Origin of the sequence: Kitasatospora sp. NPDC048545 (assembly GCF_040651155.1) — a bacterium.
Lineage (GTDB): Bacteria > Actinomycetota > Actinomycetes > Streptomycetales > Streptomycetaceae > Kitasatospora.
Genome location: NZ_JBEZIQ010000029.1, coordinates 19,507 through 35,958, shown reverse-complemented (window position 1 = coordinate 35,958; position 16,452 = coordinate 19,507). Strand labels below are relative to the sequence as shown.

16 protein-coding genes are annotated in these 16,452 nt (G+C 74.0%); 7 read left to right on the top strand and 9 right to left on the bottom strand.

Annotated features, from left to right (window positions below; translation table 11 throughout):
- Nucleotides 1-182 precede the first annotated feature (182 nt).
- Nucleotides 183-1,118, bottom strand: a complete 936-nt coding sequence (locus AB0D10_RS25845; RefSeq protein WP_360260584.1) for a helix-turn-helix domain-containing protein — start codon at nucleotides 1,116-1,118, stop codon at nucleotides 183-185.
- Nucleotides 1,119-1,220: 102 nt separating this feature from the next.
- Here AB0D10_RS25845 and AB0D10_RS25840 point away from each other — a divergent pair, with 102 nt between their 5' ends.
- Nucleotides 1,221-2,318: a saccharopine dehydrogenase NADP-binding domain-containing protein gene (locus AB0D10_RS25840; protein WP_360260582.1), complete on the top strand. Its 1,098-nt coding sequence runs from the start codon at nucleotides 1,221-1,223 to the stop codon at nucleotides 2,316-2,318.
- A 34-nt stretch (nucleotides 2,319-2,352) separates the two neighbouring features.
- Here AB0D10_RS25840 and AB0D10_RS25835 read toward each other — a convergent pair whose 3' ends face one another.
- Nucleotides 2,353-3,039 carry a hypothetical protein gene (locus tag AB0D10_RS25835; protein WP_360260579.1) on the bottom strand — a complete coding sequence of 229 codons (687 nt, stop codon included), beginning with the start codon at nucleotides 3,037-3,039 and terminating at the stop codon, nucleotides 2,353-2,355.
- 159 nt (nucleotides 3,040-3,198) lie between these two features.
- Between AB0D10_RS25835 and AB0D10_RS25830 the strand changes: the two genes are divergently transcribed.
- Together AB0D10_RS25830 and AB0D10_RS25825 are read left to right on the top strand one after the other, a co-directional pair.
- Complete coding sequence (locus tag AB0D10_RS25830; RefSeq protein ID WP_360260576.1) at nucleotides 3,199-3,927, top strand: SDR family NAD(P)-dependent oxidoreductase; 729 nt, start codon at nucleotides 3,199-3,201, stop codon at nucleotides 3,925-3,927.
- A 236-nt stretch (nucleotides 3,928-4,163) separates the two neighbouring features.
- Nucleotides 4,164-5,855, top strand: a complete 1,692-nt coding sequence (locus AB0D10_RS25825) for a CocE/NonD family hydrolase (RefSeq protein ID WP_360260574.1) — start codon at nucleotides 4,164-4,166, stop codon at nucleotides 5,853-5,855.
- Between the two features lie 129 nt (nucleotides 5,856-5,984).
- Here AB0D10_RS25825 and AB0D10_RS25820 read toward each other — a convergent pair whose 3' ends face one another.
- A complete protein-coding gene (locus AB0D10_RS25820; RefSeq protein WP_360260572.1) occupies nucleotides 5,985-7,151 on the bottom strand; it encodes a DUF6183 family protein in 1,167 nt (388 codons plus the stop codon).
- Nucleotides 7,152-7,688: 537 nt separating this feature from the next.
- Here AB0D10_RS25820 and AB0D10_RS25815 point away from each other — a divergent pair.
- Nucleotides 7,689-8,267, top strand: coding sequence for a suppressor of fused domain protein (locus AB0D10_RS25815; protein WP_360260570.1), 579 nt, complete (start codon nucleotides 7,689-7,691; stop codon nucleotides 8,265-8,267).
- 81 nt (nucleotides 8,268-8,348) lie between these two features.
- Here the strand turns inward: AB0D10_RS25815 and AB0D10_RS25810 are convergent, their stop codons facing one another.
- On the bottom strand, nucleotides 8,349-9,815 hold the full coding sequence (locus tag AB0D10_RS25810; RefSeq protein WP_360260568.1) for a hypothetical protein: 1,467 nt from the start codon (nucleotides 9,813-9,815) through the stop codon (nucleotides 8,349-8,351).
- A 121-nt stretch (nucleotides 9,816-9,936) separates the two neighbouring features.
- Between AB0D10_RS25810 and AB0D10_RS25805 the strand changes: the two genes are divergently transcribed.
- Nucleotides 9,937-10,437, top strand: coding sequence for a diadenosine tetraphosphate hydrolase (locus AB0D10_RS25805; protein WP_360260566.1), 501 nt, complete (start codon nucleotides 9,937-9,939; stop codon nucleotides 10,435-10,437).
- A gap of 185 nt (nucleotides 10,438-10,622) precedes the next feature.
- Here AB0D10_RS25805 and AB0D10_RS25800 read toward each other — a convergent pair whose 3' ends face one another.
- From AB0D10_RS25800 to AB0D10_RS25790, 3 genes are all read right to left on the bottom strand, one after another.
- Nucleotides 10,623-11,189, bottom strand: coding sequence for an SMI1/KNR4 family protein (locus tag AB0D10_RS25800; protein WP_360260564.1), 567 nt, complete (start codon nucleotides 11,187-11,189; stop codon nucleotides 10,623-10,625).
- A 66-nt stretch (nucleotides 11,190-11,255) separates the two neighbouring features.
- Nucleotides 11,256-11,933, bottom strand: coding sequence for a hypothetical protein (locus tag AB0D10_RS25795; protein WP_360260561.1), 678 nt, complete (start codon nucleotides 11,931-11,933; stop codon nucleotides 11,256-11,258).
- Nucleotides 11,934-12,102: 169 nt separating this feature from the next.
- Nucleotides 12,103-12,861, bottom strand: a complete 759-nt coding sequence (locus AB0D10_RS25790) for a DeoR/GlpR family DNA-binding transcription regulator (RefSeq protein ID WP_360260558.1) — start codon at nucleotides 12,859-12,861, stop codon at nucleotides 12,103-12,105.
- Between the two features lie 49 nt (nucleotides 12,862-12,910).
- On the opposite strand from AB0D10_RS25790, the gene AB0D10_RS25785 reads away from it, so the two are divergent.
- Both AB0D10_RS25785 and AB0D10_RS25780 read left to right on the top strand, forming a co-directional pair.
- Nucleotides 12,911-13,294, top strand: a complete 384-nt coding sequence (locus tag AB0D10_RS25785) for a DUF4406 domain-containing protein (RefSeq protein WP_360260555.1) — start codon at nucleotides 12,911-12,913, stop codon at nucleotides 13,292-13,294.
- Entirely contained in the window at nucleotides 13,291-13,968 is a 678-nt protein-coding gene (locus AB0D10_RS25780; RefSeq protein ID WP_360260552.1) for an NUDIX domain-containing protein, read from the top strand. Before AB0D10_RS25785 ends, AB0D10_RS25780 begins: the two co-directional genes overlap by 4 nt.
- 43 nt (nucleotides 13,969-14,011) lie before the next feature.
- On the opposite strand, the gene AB0D10_RS25775 is transcribed toward AB0D10_RS25780, so the two are convergent.
- Nucleotides 14,012-15,016, bottom strand: coding sequence for a nucleoside monophosphate kinase (locus tag AB0D10_RS25775; RefSeq protein WP_360260820.1), 1,005 nt, complete (start codon nucleotides 15,014-15,016; stop codon nucleotides 14,012-14,014).
- A 40-nt stretch (nucleotides 15,017-15,056) separates the two neighbouring features.
- Nucleotides 15,057-16,448, bottom strand: coding sequence for a hypothetical protein (locus tag AB0D10_RS25770; RefSeq protein ID WP_360260549.1), 1,392 nt, complete (start codon nucleotides 16,446-16,448; stop codon nucleotides 15,057-15,059).
- Nucleotides 16,449-16,452 lie beyond the last annotated feature (4 nt).

Genomic DNA, 16,452 nt, shown 5'->3' with positions numbered 1-16,452 from the left:
GGGCCGGGTCAGGGGCCGGGGCCGGGGCCGGGGCCGGGGCCGACCGGGTTCGGCAGTGGGCTCGCTCGGGGTCGGGCCGACTGGGGTGGCCTCCGACGGCGGCTGCGGCCGCCTCGGCGAGGCGCTCAACAAGGCGGCCACGATGGCGGCCGAAGGCGCTCCGGCCGTCGTCGACACCAGCGTCAGGAGCGGAACGTGCGGCGGTAGGTGTCCGGCGGCACGCCGACCGTGCGGTGGAAGTGGCGGCGCAGCGTGGTGGCGGTGCCCATGCCGGTGGCACCGGCGATCCGCTCGATCCCGTCGTTGGTGGTTTCCAGCAACTCCTGTGCGTGGCGGATGCGTTGGATGAGCAACCACTGCAGTGGCGTGGTGCCGGTGACCGCCCGGAAGTGCCGGCCCAGGTGGCGCGAGCTCATCCGGGCCTGACGGGCGAGGTCCTCCACGGTCAGCGGCTGGTCGAGCCGCTCCAGCACCCACGGGAAGAGGTCGGCGAGCGGGTGGTTCTCCGGGGCGGGCACCGGAGTGGTGACGAACTGGGACTGGCCGCCGTCCCGGTGCGGCGGCACGACCAGGCGGCGGGCCACGGTGTTGGCGACCGCCGCGCCGTGGTCGAGGCGGACCAGGTGCAGGCACAGGTCCATGGCGGCGGCCTTGCCCGCGGAGGTGAGCACGCTGCCGTTGTCCACGTAGAGCACGTCCGGGTCCACCGTCACCTGCGGGTAGCGGGTGGCCAGCACGTCGGTGTGGGCCCAGTGCGTGGTGGCCCGCCAGCCGTCGAGCAGTCCGGCGGCGGCCAGCACGAACGCGCCGGTGCAGAGCGAGGCCACCCGCGCGCCCGCCTGGTGGGCCGCGCGCACGGCGTCGACCAGGTCGGCGGGCGGGTCCTCGTCCACGTCGGCCCAGCCCGGGACGATCACGGTGTCGGCGGCCGCCAGCCGGTCGAGCCCGTGGTCGGGCTCCAGGCGGAACCGTTCGACCCGGACCGGGCCCGGGCCGCAGACCGCCAGGTCGTACCAGGGGCCGGTGAGGGCCGCCGGGCGCGAGCCGAACACCTCGTGCGCCAGGGCGAGTTCGAAGTGCAGCATGCCGTCGGTGACGGCCAGGGCGACGGAAGCCATGTCCGGAATTGTACGAGCCGTGTCGTTCCGGACACTCACCGCCCGGCGGGCCGCACGAGCAGGATGGCAACAACGGGAAACGCACAGGAAAGAGGCAGGACCATGGGGCAGTCGGTCGCGGTGTTCGGGGCGTACGGTCACACCGGGCGGTTCGTGGTGGCGGAGCTGCGGGAGCGGGGCTTCCACCCGATGCTGGTCGGCCGGGACGCCGGCAAGCTGGCGGCACTGGCGGCCGAGCACCCCGGCAGCGAGGCGCGGCCGGCCTCGGTCGAGGACGTGGACTCGCTGGACCGCGCGCTGGCCGGCACCGACGCGGTGATCAACTGCGCGGGGCCGTTCGCCGACACCGTCGCCCCGGTGGTCGAGGCGGCCCTGCGCGCCGGAATCCCCTACGTGGACGTGGCCGCGGAGATCGAGGCCAACCTGGACACCTTCGACCGGTTCGCCGAACGCACCCGGGCCGCGGGCACCGTGGTGGTCCCCGCGATGGCCTTCTACGGCGGCCTCGGCGACCTGCTGGCCACCGCCGTGATGGGCGACTGGACAGCGGCCGACGAGGTGCACATCGCCTACGGGCTGAACAGCTGGCACCCCACCCCGGGCACCCGGCTGTCGGGCACCGTCTCGCGGGAGCGGCGCGGTGACCGCCGGCTGCGCCACACCGGCGGCCGGCTGACGCACCACCAGGACGAGCTGCCGGCCCTGGAGTGGGCCTTCCCCGAGCCGCTGGGCACCCGCCCGGTCATCGGCGAGTTCGCCATGGCGGACATCGTGACCGTGCCGAGCCACCTGGCCGTCACCGACCTGCACAGCTACATGACCGTCGAGGCCGTCCAGGACCTTGCCGCACCACAGACGCCCGCACCGGTCGCGGCCGACGAGCGGGGCCGCTCCGACCAGACCTTCCTGGTCGACGTGGTGGTGCGGAACGGCGGCGAGCAGCGTCGGGCGGTGGCCCGGGGCCGGGACATCTACGCCGTCTCCGCGCCGCTGGCGGTGGAAGCGGTGCACCGCATCCTCACCGGGCGGACCCGGACGGTCGGGGTCGCCTCCGCGGGCGAGGCCTTCGACGCGGTCGACTTCCTGCGCGCGCTCTCCGGGCACCTGGACGTGGATCTGAACGTGGACGTGGATCTGAACGTGCACGTGGACCCGTCCGTGGCCGTGGAACCCGCCGTGGCCGCCGGCCCGGCCCTCTGAGGTCGCACGCGGACGCTCCCGAGGCCGCCCCCGCTCAGGAGTCCTGGACGAGCAGCTTCCCCCGGTCGCCGTCCTCGGACACGAAGGCGAACAGCCTCGGCGACGCACCGAGGACGAGGCGGAACGGGACCCAGTTCGAGTCCAGCTGCAGGAGAAGCCGCCAAGGCCCGCCGTCCGGCCACTCCTCGCCCTGGAAGAACACCGGTGTCCCGCCGATCTTGTCGCCGTCGATCCCGACGCCGCCGATCCGCTCGACGCGGCGGTCCCGGTCGGCAGCCGGCAGCGCTGCGCGTTCCTCGTCCGTCAGGGCATCGGGCTCCTCGACGGAGCGAAGGCCGACGGTGAACTCCACCGCGGACCCGTCGCCCGCGTAGATCCCGGGTCCGGTCGCCAACGGGCGCACCGGGCCGGTGTAGTGGCCGCCCGGCTGGACGATCACCGCGTTCTCGCCGCCGTCGGGGTCGATGACGTCGGGATCGAAGAAGTCCTCCTCGTGATCGGCATGGGTCACGAAGAGGTAGGCCGTCCTCCCGTGGCCGGCCGCTCCGAGGACCGGGCCCAACTCGATCTGGCCGACGAACCGCATCGGCCGGTCCCACGCCGCGCTGATCGGCCACTCCGGGCCCGTGCGCCACACGGGTTGGCCGCCGAACTTGGTGATCGGCGTGGAGATCGGCCGGCCGGCCGCGGAGAAGCCCTCGATGCGCAGTGTCGTCACCATGCCCGCAATGGTGCCAGCCGGCGGCGACATCCCGGCCCGGCCGGCCTTCGTCGGGAGGACCGTCCGCCGTCCACCGGCCTTACCCTGCCGGGGTCTTGGACCTCGACACACGGTTACGCTGACCGTGATCAACAGGAGAAGCTCGACGGAGGTGCACGGATGGATCTCGCCGGGAGGACCGTGGTGGTCACCGGGGCCGGGCGTGGGTTCGGCAGGGCGTTCGCGCTGCACGCGGGCCGGGCGGGCGCGCGCGTGTTCCTTTCCGCCCGCACCCTGGCTGCCGCCCGGAGGACGGCCGAGGAGGTGGCGGCCGACAGCGGTGCGCGGGCGGACGCGTTCGTCTGCGATCTGGCCGACCCGGCCACCGTGCGGGCTTTCGCGGCGGGCGTCGCCGCCCGCACCGACCGGGTGGACGTGCTGATCAACAACGGCGCCCGGTACCTGGCGGGCCCCGACCTGTGGGACGCCGACGACGAGGCGATCACCGACACCGTCGCCTCCGGCGCCACCGGCACCCTGTTGACGGTCAAGCACTTCCTGCCGCTACTGCGCGCTTCCGAGGGCGCAGACGTGGTCAACCTGGTCTCTTCGACCGCGGAGGCCCGGAACCACCGGTCCCAGGCGCATCCCGCGTTCTACGCGGCCAAGGCCGCCCAGGCCGGCTTCGCCGACGTCCTCTCCCACCGGCTCCGCCCCGAGGGCATCCGCGTCATCTCGCTCTACCCGCCGGACTTCACGGACGGCGACCCGCTCGACCCCACCTGGGACCGGGCCTCCCGGACCGCGGACGACCCGCTGACGGCCCGGTCCGTCCTCGACTGCGTCCTCTTCGCGATCGGTCAGCCACGGGACTGCTTCATCCGCTCGTTCCACTTCGAACAGCTGTAGCCCCCGGCGACGGAGGAGGAAATCCACCCGCCGACCCGCCATGGTCCGCACGGTCCTCAAGGTCCGGACGCCCGGCCTGGAGAGCCGTTCGGCGCGGGTGGGTGCTCGACGACGCGCGATCGGCCGCCACCGGTTGGTTACTGGCCAGTAATTTGGCTGATCATCATCTCCCCTGAGTCTTCGTCAGATCGCTACGCTCCGGCAGTCGAGCGGTTCGAGCACAGATGGAGCACGTGATGGAACGACCCACCCCCAGCCGTGGACGCCGGACGGCAAGTGCCGTCCTCGCGGCGGCACTCGCCCTCGGCGGGGCCGCCGTCGCACAACCTGCCGTCGCACGGCCGGCCGTCGCGGACTCGCAGGCCGCGGACGCGGCGGGCGTCGGGTCGTTCCGCCTGGCCGACGTCCCGATGAAGGACGGCGTCGTCCTCAAGGCCGACGTGTTCACGCCCGCCCCCGGGACGCCCGGGGCCGACCCGCAGGGGCGCTACCCGCTGCTGGTGCAGCCGGCCAGCTGGGGCCAGAACGACCTGGAGTACGTCGCCCAGGGCCGGGCCCTCGCCGCCGACGGGTACGTCGCCGTCACCTACACCGTGCGGGGCTTCTGGGGATCCGGCGGGCAGGTCGACGTCGCCGGGCCCAAGGATGTCGCGGACATCTCCACGGTGATCGACTGGGCGCTCGCGCACACCCCGGCCGACCCGGCCCGGATCGGCATGGTGGGGCTCTCGCTGGGCGGCGGTCTGACCCTGCTCGGAGCCGCCTTCGATCCGCGGATCAAGGCCGTCGCCTCGCTCAGCGGCTGGGCCGACCTCACCGACTCGCTCTACAGCGGGCAGACCCGGCACCTGCAGGCCGCGGCCGTGCTCGCCGGCATCCAGGCCCCGACCGGCCGCAAGAGCCCCGAGTTCGCGCGCGTGCTGGACGACCTCTTCGCCGACCGTGACCTGCCTGACGTCATCAGGTGGGCGGACACCCGCTCCCCGGCGCGCTACCTGGACCGGATCAACGCGAACGGCACCGCCGTCCTGATGGCCAACGCCTGGGGCGACAGCTTCTTCAACCCCAGCCAGGTCACCGACTTCTACCAGCGGCTGACCGTGCCCAAGAGCCTCGAACTGCGCCCCGGCGACCACGCGAGCCAGGAGTTCAGCGGACTGCTCGGACTGGACAACGCCACCTGGAACAGCGCCCGTTCGTGGCTCGACCGGTACGTCAAGGGAGCCTCTGCCCCGGCCCCGGACCCTGGCACGCAGCCGGTCCACCTCGAAGTGCGCCCCTCCGGCACGTCCGAGAGCCACGCCGACTGGCGGTCCGTCAGCTCCCGCACCGAGCACCTCACGATCGGCGCCGACGCCCTCGGCCCCGATGCCCCGGGCACCGGGACTCCGGGCGCGGGTACTCCCGGCGGCCCGGCCTCGACAGGGTGGCAGACCACCGTGCTCGGCGGCATCCCCTCCGGCGCGAGCGGCGGCGTCGCCCTGCTCTCCGGGCTCGTCGACCAGACCCTGCACCAGCCGCCGACCGTGGCCGTCCCCCTGCTGGCCCGCTCGGCCGCCCTCGTCCGGCAGTCCGAGCCCTACCCGCAGGGCCTGTCGCTGCGCGGCGTCGCCCGGGTGCACACCACGGTCACCGCGACCGCCCCGCAAGGCACGGTCGTCGCCTACCTCTACGACGTGGACGCGCTCGGCCTCGGCCGGCTGATCTCCCACGCGCCGCAGAGCTGGTCCGGGCGGACACCCGGGCAGCCGTTCCCCCTGGACGTCCCGCTCTTCGCCACCGCCTACGACCTGCCGGCCGGCCACCGCCTCGCCCTGGTGCTCGGCACCCGGGACGCCCTGTACGGCGGGGAGACTCCGCTCGGCTCCAGGGTGACCTTCGGCTCGACCACGGCCGACCCGGCCGGCCTGACGCTGCCGGTGCGCTGATCGCCTGATCGCCAGACCGCCTGACCGCCTGACCGCCGCCGGGAACCGTCCGGGACCGGGAAGTTCCCGGGGTTCCCGGCGGCGGCGAACGGCGTCGGGGCGGCCGTCAGTCAGCCGGCCGTCAGTCAGTCAGTCAGTGTCGGTGGCGGCCAGCACGGCGATCTCGTGGCCGCCCGGCCGCAGCGCCGCCACGCCCAGGTCCCAGGCGATGTCGTGGAACCAGGCGGAGCCGGAAGCGGGGCGGAACCAGTGGGTCCGCCGGGCCGACTCGGCGACCTGCTCGACCGGGGCGTCCGCCGGAGCCCCGGTCAGCCCGGCGAGCGAGCGCCAAGCGGCCAGCCTCCCGTGGGCGCCGCACTCGCCCGGACCGTACGCGGACATCCGTACGGCCGCGGTGAAAAGGGTCCGGAACACCTCCTCCGGGGTGGACGGGATGAGCCCGGGCTCGTCCTCCTCCCACGCGGTCAGCGGCAGCCGCGCGAACACGGCCGGGAAGTCCTCCGGCCGGACCGGGTCGGGTGACCAGAAGTCCTGGGCGGCGATCCGGCCGTTCGAGTCCGTGCACCAGTGCCGGACGACCGCGCCCATCAGCTCCGCCGTCCCAGGGACGCTGATCTCGGTCATCTCGACGTCCGCGGTGCGTTCCCGCATCGCTTCCGTGGCGTGGAGTTCGACGGCGTCACGGCCCGTCGGGCCGAGGAGCCCCACGGTCCGGGTCCAGTCGGGTGCCGCGTCCTCCGGACGGATCAGCCCCCGCTCCTCCGGCAGCAGGTGCAGCGGCAGTCCGGCGAGCGGATGCTCCAGGAAGGCAGGCGTGCGAGCGAAGGCGAGGAGAGCGGGAGAGTCCTCGACCGGAACGCCGGCGAGCACCAACTCCTGCAGCAGACAGGCCCGGAACTCCCGGGGGTGCACCGCGTCCGGCTGCTCGCCGTACACCACCTGCTCGATGTCCTCGGCGCGCTGGCCGCGGGCGACCGTCGCCGCCAGCGCCCGCTCCGTCCGCTGACGCCGCAGGCCGTTCGAGGAGAGCGACAGAGGGGTCTGGAGCAGAGCGCGCAGGCTCTCCGGTGCCGCGTGACCGGCCAGGCTCCGGAGCAGATGGCCCAGCACCGCTTCGTGGTTCGCGGAAGGACCTCCCTCCGCTGCGGCCTGCCCGGCGATGTCCCCGCCGACACCCACGACCCAGTCGACGTCACCTGCGGACACCCGCAGGCCGATCTCGTGCTCCAAGGCGGCGACGTCCGCGTATTCGGCGGTGGACAGTGCCGCCACGGTGCAGGCCGACTGCTCGTTCATCCGGGTCGTTCTCGTCTCGGGCTCGAAGGGACGGATGGTGTCGGCCGAGTCTAGGCCCCTGTCCGGCCGGGACGGTTCGGCGCGACGGCGGTCCCGACGGCGGTCCCGGCGATGGTCCCGACGGTGGTCGTGGCGGTCGGAGGTGCGGTGACGTCCGCCCTACCGCCGGGTCGTCCCGGGCCGAGCCCGGACACCCGGAGCGGCACCCCGCGACCTACCGCCGCGCCCACGGCGTCCGGTACTCCCACGGCTGCCGCTGCGTCGCGACGACACCCCGTGGGGCGTCATCCTCCGCGAGAAGGGCGCCGCAGGCGAGCCCGCCCCCGCGGCAGAAGGCCCTGTGCCGGAGGCGGACGACCGGCGAAGGTCGCGTGACCCTGACGATGGCGCAGTGTTCCGTCAACGAACTCCTTTTCAGAGGCAGGACTTCGCGGTTCCCACCCGTGGCTGTGGCCGTGGTCGGTCCGCGGCACATCAGCGCATGTTGCTACCCCCCCCCCCCGCACGAAGCGGCGACGCCGGGGAGATGATGGCCGGATGCCGAACATCACTGCTCGCACCGCTCTGCTCGATCATCTCCGCACGACGTTCCCCGGCCGTGTCATCGACGAGGTCCCGGGGGTCGAGGGGCCGATCGAGGAACGCGTGCCCGGATTCCGGGTGTTCAGGGTTCACCCCGCTCATCCCGGCGACTGGTGGCTGTACGTGACGTCCGGATGCTGGGACTCGACCCAACACGACGGCCACGGGATCGAGTTCTTCCTCGCGGCGCCGCGCGACGAGTGGCTCAACCTGGAGAGCGTCACGATGAACGCCTTCTACCACTGCGGGCCGGCTCACCAACGGCTCGATGTCGGACACACCGTGCCGATCGGCAGGCCCTGGCTCGACGACTCGGACTGTGACCACTACCTGGTGAGTCTGCCCTATCCGTTCGGGCCCGACTTCGAGATCTGCACGTGGGGCGACGACGCCCACGCCCGGATCCTGTGGCTGCTGCCGATCACCGAGGCGGAGAAGGACTTCCGACGGGAGGCCGGGCTGGAAGCGCTGGAGAGTCGATTCGAGGATCTGGAAATCGACCCGGTCGATCCCGGGCGGGCGTCCGTGGTCTGAATCGCGGCACCGGGGGCAGGCCCCGAACGAACGCCGCTCGACGTGGTCGCACCGGCGGCGGACCCCGCTACCGCCGCAGGGTCAGAACGGCGGCTCCTGGACGAACTCGCCCGCCCCGGCCCAGGGGTCCTCCTGTTCCCGCCGCTCCGCCGCCTCCCGCTCGCGCCGCTCGGCGGCCGCGCGGCCCTCGGCGATCGTCGGAACGGCGGCGAGGGCCTCGGCCGGGCGGCCCTGCCTGATCAGCATCTCCGCCAGGTCGAAGTGAGCCGAGTCGTGGGTGGACGAGCGGAGAAGCGCCAGTGCCTCCTCCGAGCGGCCGTCCCGCTCCAGCAGCCGCGCCAGCGCGGTATCCCACTCGCCGGGCTCCCGCTCGTTGAGGGCGGTGGCCTCCGCGATCCCCTCCGCGCAGCGGCCCGCCTCGCGCAGCAGCCAGAGCCGCAGGCGCAGGACCTGGTCCGGGTGCCCCTCGACGTACGCGCCGGTGAGGCCCTCCAGGAGTTCGAGCGCCGGACCGGGGCGGCCGTCGTCGACGAGCAGTTCCAGCGCCCAGTGGAGGAGGTTCCAGCAGTCGTAGTAGGCGTAGGTGGGCCGGCCGGTCTCGACGGCTTCGTCGATCCTTCCCTGACGGACGAGGAGGTGCATCAGCGCCACACGGTCCTTCGGGTGGTCGTGGGCCTCGATCCCCTTGCGCAGCAGGGCCTCCGCTTCGGGTGCCCGCCCCGCGTCCTCCAGCGCCGTCGCGTACACGTCGAAGGCGGAGCGGTGATCTTCCGCGGCGAGGGCTCCCAGCTCGTCGATCAGGCCCTGCCGGGCGAGGAGTGCCGCGTAGTACTCCGGGAAGTTGACGGGATGACGTCGGCCCGAGGCCGTCTCGGCGCGCAGGACCGCGACGGCCTCGTCCGTACGCCCGGCACGTTCCAGGACCCGGGAGATCAGGAGCAGCACGTCCCACCGGTCCGTGCGGGCCGTCCCGCACGATTGACCGCAGTGCTCGCACCCCGCGCGCTCCGTGTGCTCCGCGCGCTCCATGCGCTCCATGCGCTCCATGCGCTCCGCCACCTGTGTGAGCACCTCCAGGACCCGGTCGTCGCGACCCTGCCCCTCGGTCACGTCGACCAGGCGCGACCGGAGCCAGAACTCACCGAGATGGGGCGTGAGCACGTCGATGGCTTCGTCGACCCGCCCGGCCTTCGCCGACAGCTCGGCGTAGCGCGCGCACACATGGCCGTCGCCCAGCTCGGTCGCGTCCGGGCGCACCATCGCGAGCGCCTCGTCGCCCTCGCCGCGCCGGATCATGATCTCGGCGGTGACCCACTCGGCGGCCCTCCAGCCGATGTCCGTGAACGGGTCCATCAGCGCCAGCGCCCGCTCGAACTCCCCGGCCGCGGACAACTCCCGCGCCGCCGCCTCCGCGCAGTTCCAGTCCCCGCGCTCCTGCGCCGCCCGGATCAGCAGCTCCAACTGCCCCATTTCGAGGAGGCTTTGCGCCATCCAGGGGTAGACGCCGCCGTGGGTGCGCGCCTGGTGGGAAAGATCGTCGATGTTCACGCGGGCAGCCTACGAACCGCCACCGACAACCCCGGTTCGGCGGGCGGGGCACCGCGCGTGGAGCAGGTGACGTGCCGTATGTGACCCGCTCCGACGGCGCGCGTGGATAGGGTGCACTGTCATGGGTGACGACTGGCGGGACGACAGGATCGGCAGCGCTCTGAAGGGCGTGAACCCCACTGTGCTCCGGCGGCTTGACGCCGGCTTCGCGGTGGTCGGCGACGTGCAGTTCCTGCCGGGCTATTCGGTCCTGCTGGTGGACGAGCCCGGTGTGCGGCGCCTGTCCGATCTTCCGCGGACCAAACGGATGACGTTCCTGTCGGACATGGACCGACTGGGCGAGGCCGTGGAGCGGGCCTGCAGGAGCCTCGACCCGCAGTTCCGGCGTGTGAACCTGGAGATCCTCGGCAACACCGACGACTTCCTGCACGCGCACGTGTGGCCCCGGTTCGAGTGGGAGCGTCCGGATCTCGTCGGCCGCCCGGTGTGGCTGTACCCCGTGGAGAACTGGCGCGATCCTGCGCTCGCGCTGGGGCCGGAGCACGACTCCCTGCGCGAGGCGATCGTCCACCAGCTCGACGTGCTGTCCGCGCCGGCCGCCACTCCGGAAGGCGCCGGATGAGACGCGTCGGGGAACGAGTTCAACGAGCCTTCCACGGCGGGACGATGTCGCTGCGTCACGGCGGGATCGCCCGGTCCGCCAGGTAGGCCGGAGCTGCGGAAGCTGCCGGAGCTACGGAAGTTGCCGAAGCTCCCGGTCACGACGGAGCTGCCCCTCACGACCGGAGCTGCCCGTCACGGCCGGCCTCAGTCGCGGTACTCGATGAGTCCGTCCACCCCGTGGTAGTGCCCGGACGCCAACTCGGTGGCGGCGGCGCGGATGGCGTCCAGCCAGCCCGAGTACCGGACGGTGTCGGGAACGAGGCCCTGGTCGGAATAGAGCACCTGACCGTGCGTGCCGGCCGGAGCGGGGTCCAGGTCGAGGACGAACAGCGAACCGTCGCCCTCCCGCCCCAGCGGGATCCAGCCGCTGCGCCAGCAGTCGCCGAGTCGGATCTGCTCGTGCACCTCGTCGACGGACCACATGAAGTCCGCCACCTCCTGGTCGCGGAGCCCCGGCAGTTCGGAGAGCTCGGGGTGCTCGACGTCGACCAGGGCGCCGTTGAGGTCGACCGCGCGGTGGATCGCGAGGGAGGCAACGAACTCGGCGGGCAACGCAGAGCCCAACGCCCGCTCGACGGCGGCGATCTCCTCGGTTGTCGCAGGGCCTGCCAGGGCTGCGAGGCTCGCGGGCGCGTGTTCGGCCAACCAGTCCTCGATTCGCTTCCAAGCGTCGGCTACCGCGGTCCGCACCTGCTGGTCGAGATTGTTCATCGTGGTCTCCCCAACTCCGTTGCCGTCAGGTGGAGAACCTAGCCGGTCCCACTGACAAGGAAGTCGTCAGTACGTGTCGAGCACTCCGGGACGTCCGTCATCGCCGCACGGCCCGGACAGCGGAACAGCCCCCGGCGCGACCGGCGAGGCCGGAGCACGAGGGCCGGGCGAAGCCGCAGAAGAAGCAGCAGTCACCGGTCCGCGCGCGATGCGGGCGCGCCCGCCGGGCGGCAGGACCACGAGGTACTGCCGGTCGGCGTCCTCGACGCGGGCGAGCGTGGCGGAGAGGCCCCCCGCCGCGAGCGCCTCGGCGGCCGGGCCGGCCTCCTCGGTCATCCGGTCGATCCGCGAGTGGAAGCGGGTGAGGCTCTTCGCGGGGCCGGTGATCCAGATGGCGATCCGCGCACCCCGGCTCAGCGCGGTGAGCAGGTCGGTGCGCAGCGGCCCGTCGTCGGCCACCTGGAGGAGCAGGTCGTGCAGGCGTTCCTGCCCGCACGGCCGGGACGGCGCGGCTTCGGCGAGCGCCCGGCACGTGCGGCACGAGGCGAGGGACTGCGGCTCGAAGAGATGCAGGAACAGCTGCAGGTAGCGGCCGCGGATCCCGCAGAGGGTCGAACCCGTGCCTCCGGCGTGCTGGACGCCGGGAACGCCCATGACCTGGGCTGCGGGGAACTCGGCCGGCTCGCGCGCGGTGGCGAACGACCAGGTCCCGTCCGAAGAGCCGAAATCGGGAGCGTCGATCATGCGGGGCAGCATGCCACGCCGCAAGCCCACCGACCGCCCGGCGGTACGGAGGCCCCCGCACGGCCGCCCCCGCCCCAGCCCCCGGGAGTCGCGGGCGGGGGACTCCCGGCGGACGTCCGCAGGCACGCACGGCGTCCACGCCGGGGCCGTCGGTGGGAGCCGTCACCCGTCAGTCGGCCGTCAGGATCGCCACGCCGTGCGCGGTGAGGCGGTCGAGGACCGGGTGGTGGGGGTCGGCGTCGGTGATCAGTCCGCTGATGCCCTCCCAGGGCAGGACGCGGAACCGGGAGGCGGTGCCGATCTTCTCGGACGAGGCGAGGATGTAGGTGTCCGCGGCGCGTGCGGCCAGGGCGCGCTTCATCGCGGCCTCCTCGGCGTCGCCGGTGGTCAGTCCGGCGTCGGGGTGGACGCCGGTGACGCCAAGGAGGCACAGGTCGGCGGAGACGTTCTGGGCGGCCTCGACCGCGGCGGCCCCGCAGGTGACCGCCGAGTGCTTGAAGAGGCGGCCGCCGAGGAGGAAGACCTCGGCCAGGGGGTGGTCGAGCAGTGCGGCCGCGATCGTCGGGCTGTGGGTGATCACGGTGCAGGCGAGGTCGGGCGGGAGGGTGCGGGCGACGGCGAGAGCGGTGGTGCCGCCGTCCAGGATCAGAGCGCTGCCGGGCCGTACGAGCGCGGCGGCGACGGCGGCGACCCGCTGCTTGCCGTCCGGGGTGACGGTCTGGCGGGCGGCGTAGTCCGCGATGGCCGGGGAGACGGGCAGGGCGCCGCCGTAGACGCGCTGGCACAGTCCTTCGGCGGCCAGGTCGCGCAGGTCGCGGCGCACGCTGTCCTCGGAGATCCCGAGGTCGGCGGCGACCTGTTTGGCGACGATCTTGCCTTCTCGGGTGAGCAGGCCCAGCAGGTGGTCACGCCTCTCGGCAGCCAGCATCCGTATTTTCTCCTGTTCTTGCACGTTTCTGCGTGTATCGTAGCGCGCCATGACCGACAAGCCCATGCTCATCCTCATCGCCGGCCCCTACCGCTCCGGAACCGGCGGCGACCCGCAGGCCATGGCCGCCAACCTCGCCCGCCTCGAAGCCGCGGCCTGGCCGGTGTTCGCCGCCGGCCACGTCCCCGTGATCGGGGAGTGGATCGCCCTGCCCGTCCTGCGCTCGGCCGGCGCGGGCCCCACCGACCCCCTCGCCGAACAGGTCCTCTACCCGACCGCCGACCGCCTGCTCGCCCACTGCGACGCCGTCCTCCGGCTCCCCGGCGCCTCCACCGGAGCCGACCAGGACGTCGCCACCGCCCGCCGCCGCGGCTTGCCGGTCTACCACGACACCAACGAGATCCCCCGCCGCACCCCGCAGGAGAGCGCGTGAACACCCGACCCGGCGTCGACACCCCCGACCACCGCGGCCGCACCGGCCTCGAAGAGGCCGGCCGGGGCCTGGACCGCAACCCCGACGTCAAGGTCCGCGAGGTGGAACTCACCTCCCAGGGCTGGCACGTCCTGCGCCGCACCACCTTCGACTACCGGCGCCGCGACGGGCACTGGACCACCCAGCAGCGCGAAACCTACGACCGCGGCAACGGCGCCGTCGTCCTCCCCCACGACACCGACCGCGGCCTCGTGCTGCTCACCCGCCAGTTCCGCTACCCGGCCTACGTCAACGACCACCCGGACGGCATGCTCGTCGAGGCCGCGGCCGGACTGCTCGACGGCGACGACCCGCCCGCCGCCATCCGGCGCGAGGCCGCCGAGGAACTCGGCGTCACCCTCGGCCCGCTCACCCACGTCCTCGACGCCTACATGAGCCCCGGCTCCGTCACCGAACGCCTGCACTTCTACGCCGCCCCCTACACCCCGGCCGACCGCACCGGAACCGGCGGCGGGCTCGAAGCGGACGGCGAGGACATCCAGGTGCTCGAACTGCCCTTCACCGACGCCCTCGCCATGACCCGCGACGGACGCATCACGGATGGCAAGACCATCCTGCTCCTGCAATGGGCCGCCCTGGACGGGCCTTTCGCCCCCGCACCGGCCCCCCGCTGACGCCGCCACCCCAGACGGGGCGGGGACGGACGTCGCCGGGACGTCAGAGGTCGCCGCTGTAGGCCGTGGCGGCGCCGGATCCCTCGTACGGGCCGCCGCCGGTGCGGGCACGCTCTCCCGCGCCACCCGGCCGCCGAGCAGCGCGGCCCGGGCGGCGAAGTCCGGCAGCAGCAGGCGCAGCGCGCGGCGGCCGTACAGCGCGGTCAGCAGTCCCGCCTCCTCGGCCCCCGACGCCGTGGCACCGGACGACGCCGCCCGGGGCAGGGGGTGCCGGCCGCGCAGCTCGCGCAGCAGCCGGTGCCCGGCCAGGGTGCGGGCCGGCGCGCAGAGCAGCACCAGCGAGAGCGCGGCCACGGGCAGGCCCACCCACCGGGCCACCGGCGTGGCGGCGAGCACAGCCGTGACGCTGGTGGCCGCGGCCAGCAGGCTCGACATCGCCAGCCGGGCCGGGCCGCAGCGCAGGCCGCGCCGGACCAGGTCGGCGCGGATCTCCTCGCGGGCCCGCCGCACGGGCGGAGTGGTCGCGGCGTCGGCCCGGGACAGGTCCCGGCCGAGCGCTGTCCGCGCGGCCCGGTGCAGGGGTGTCGCCTCCCGCCCGGGGTGGGCGTGCACCACCCGCCGCAGGCGGCCCTGCCGGTCGGTGTCGAGTCACCCCCGCGAGGTGCGGTTCGACGACGGCCACCACCAGCGCAGCCTTCGAACCCCCGCGCACGCCTGCGAACCCCGCCGCCGTCAGACCGTCCGTCCTCCCCCGGACCGGCAGCCACCGCAGCAGGCCCGCGGCGTTGAGCGGGTGGTGGTCGAGGAGGAAGGCGGCAGGGGCCTCCCGGCGCAGGTGGTCGCGGACGACGGCGGTCATGAGTTCGTCCGGGGGCAGGCCGCCGGACTCCATGGTCTCGGCGGCCCGGCGGCCCAGCTCGGTGCCCTCGCGGAGGTGACGGCGGAGGAGATCGCCGAAGTTGATGCGTGGCACTGCCAGGGCCCGGGCGAGCGACCGGCCCGGCGTGTCCCACAACCAGGCCGGCGGCTCCACGTTGACGATGCGCATCGGCACACCCACCCATCTCTCCCCCGGGTTCGCGCCCACCCTATAGCCGCTGGTCGGCCCCCAACCGAGCGGAGCGTCGGAACCGCGGCTCGTCCGACCACAGGTGGATGGTCGGTACGACCGGCGGTCGGGGCCTGGTGTGCTGCACGAGGGCCAGCGCCTCCTCGACGCGGCCGAGGTCGACGAGGTGACCGGCCAGGTCATGCCGGTTCTCGGCGGCGTGCGGGGCGAGGGCGGCGACGGCCTCCTCGACGCGTCCGGCGCCTGCGAGCAGCTCGGCGATGTCCCGTGCCGCGTACGGGGTGTCGCCCTCGGGGTGGGTACGGGCCCGCGCGACCGCTTCGTCGACGCCGTCGCGGGCGGCGAGCAGCGGCAGCCGTATCCGGTGCAGGTCCCACTCCTCCTCGCCCCCGCGGGCGGTGGCGAGGGCGTCGAGGTGCGCCAGGCCGTCCTCGGGGCGGCCGTGCCGGAGGCACAGGTCGGACAGGGCGTGCAGGGCACATTCGTCGCCGGGGTGGGCGTCGGCCCGGGTGCGCAGCACGGCGATCGCCTCGCCGCCCTGGCCGTGCCGGGCCAGGAGCAACGCGAGGTCGAAAGCCGGGCCCGGGTGCCGGGCCGCGGGTCCGTCGGCCCGGCCGTACACCGCGATCGCGCCCGCCACGTCGCCGCGTTCCTCCAGCAGTTCCGCCAACCGCCGGGCGGCACGGTCGTGTCCGTCGACTGCCGCGTGGGCGCGCAGTTCCTCGATCCGGCCGTGCCGGGCCAGCAGGTCGGCGAGCCGGCCGTCCTCGTGGAGCGGGCTCTCCCGGCGGCGGAGGAGGGCGATCGCCTGGTCGGTCCGGCCCTGCCGCTCGCGGATCGTCGCGAGCAGGCCGAGCGCGGTGTCGGGGTGGAAGCCGCGGCAGCACCACGGGAAGTCGGAGCAGCGGCGGCCGGCCCGGAGCCGGGCGACGAGCAGCGCCGCCGCCTCCTCGTCCCGGCCTGCGGCGCCGGCGACGTCGACCAGGGCGGCGGCGAGCTCCGGGTCGTCGACGTGGGGCACCAGCAGGGCGAACGCCTCCGGGGCGCGGCCGTTCCTGGCGAGCAGGCGCGTGTAGGTCTCCAGGGCCGTCGGGTGCCCGGTCGCCATCCGGGCGCGGGTCAGCTCGATCGCCTCCTCGGCGCGGCCCCAGCCCTCCAGCAGCTCGGCCGCGGCCACGGTGGCCGTCCACCAGCCGGTCGCCAGGTACGGCGCCAGCACGTCAAGTGCCTCGGCCTGCCGGCCCCGCTCACCCGACAGCCGCGCCCACTCCCGGGCGCAGAACCACTCCCCGCGCCCGGCCTGCTGCTCCACCACGGCGGCGTGGCCGCGTTCGAGCAGCCGCGCGACCAGCTCCGGCGGGATGCAGTCGGACCGTGTCCGGGCCTGGTGGTCGAGATCGGCAGCGTCCATGGCA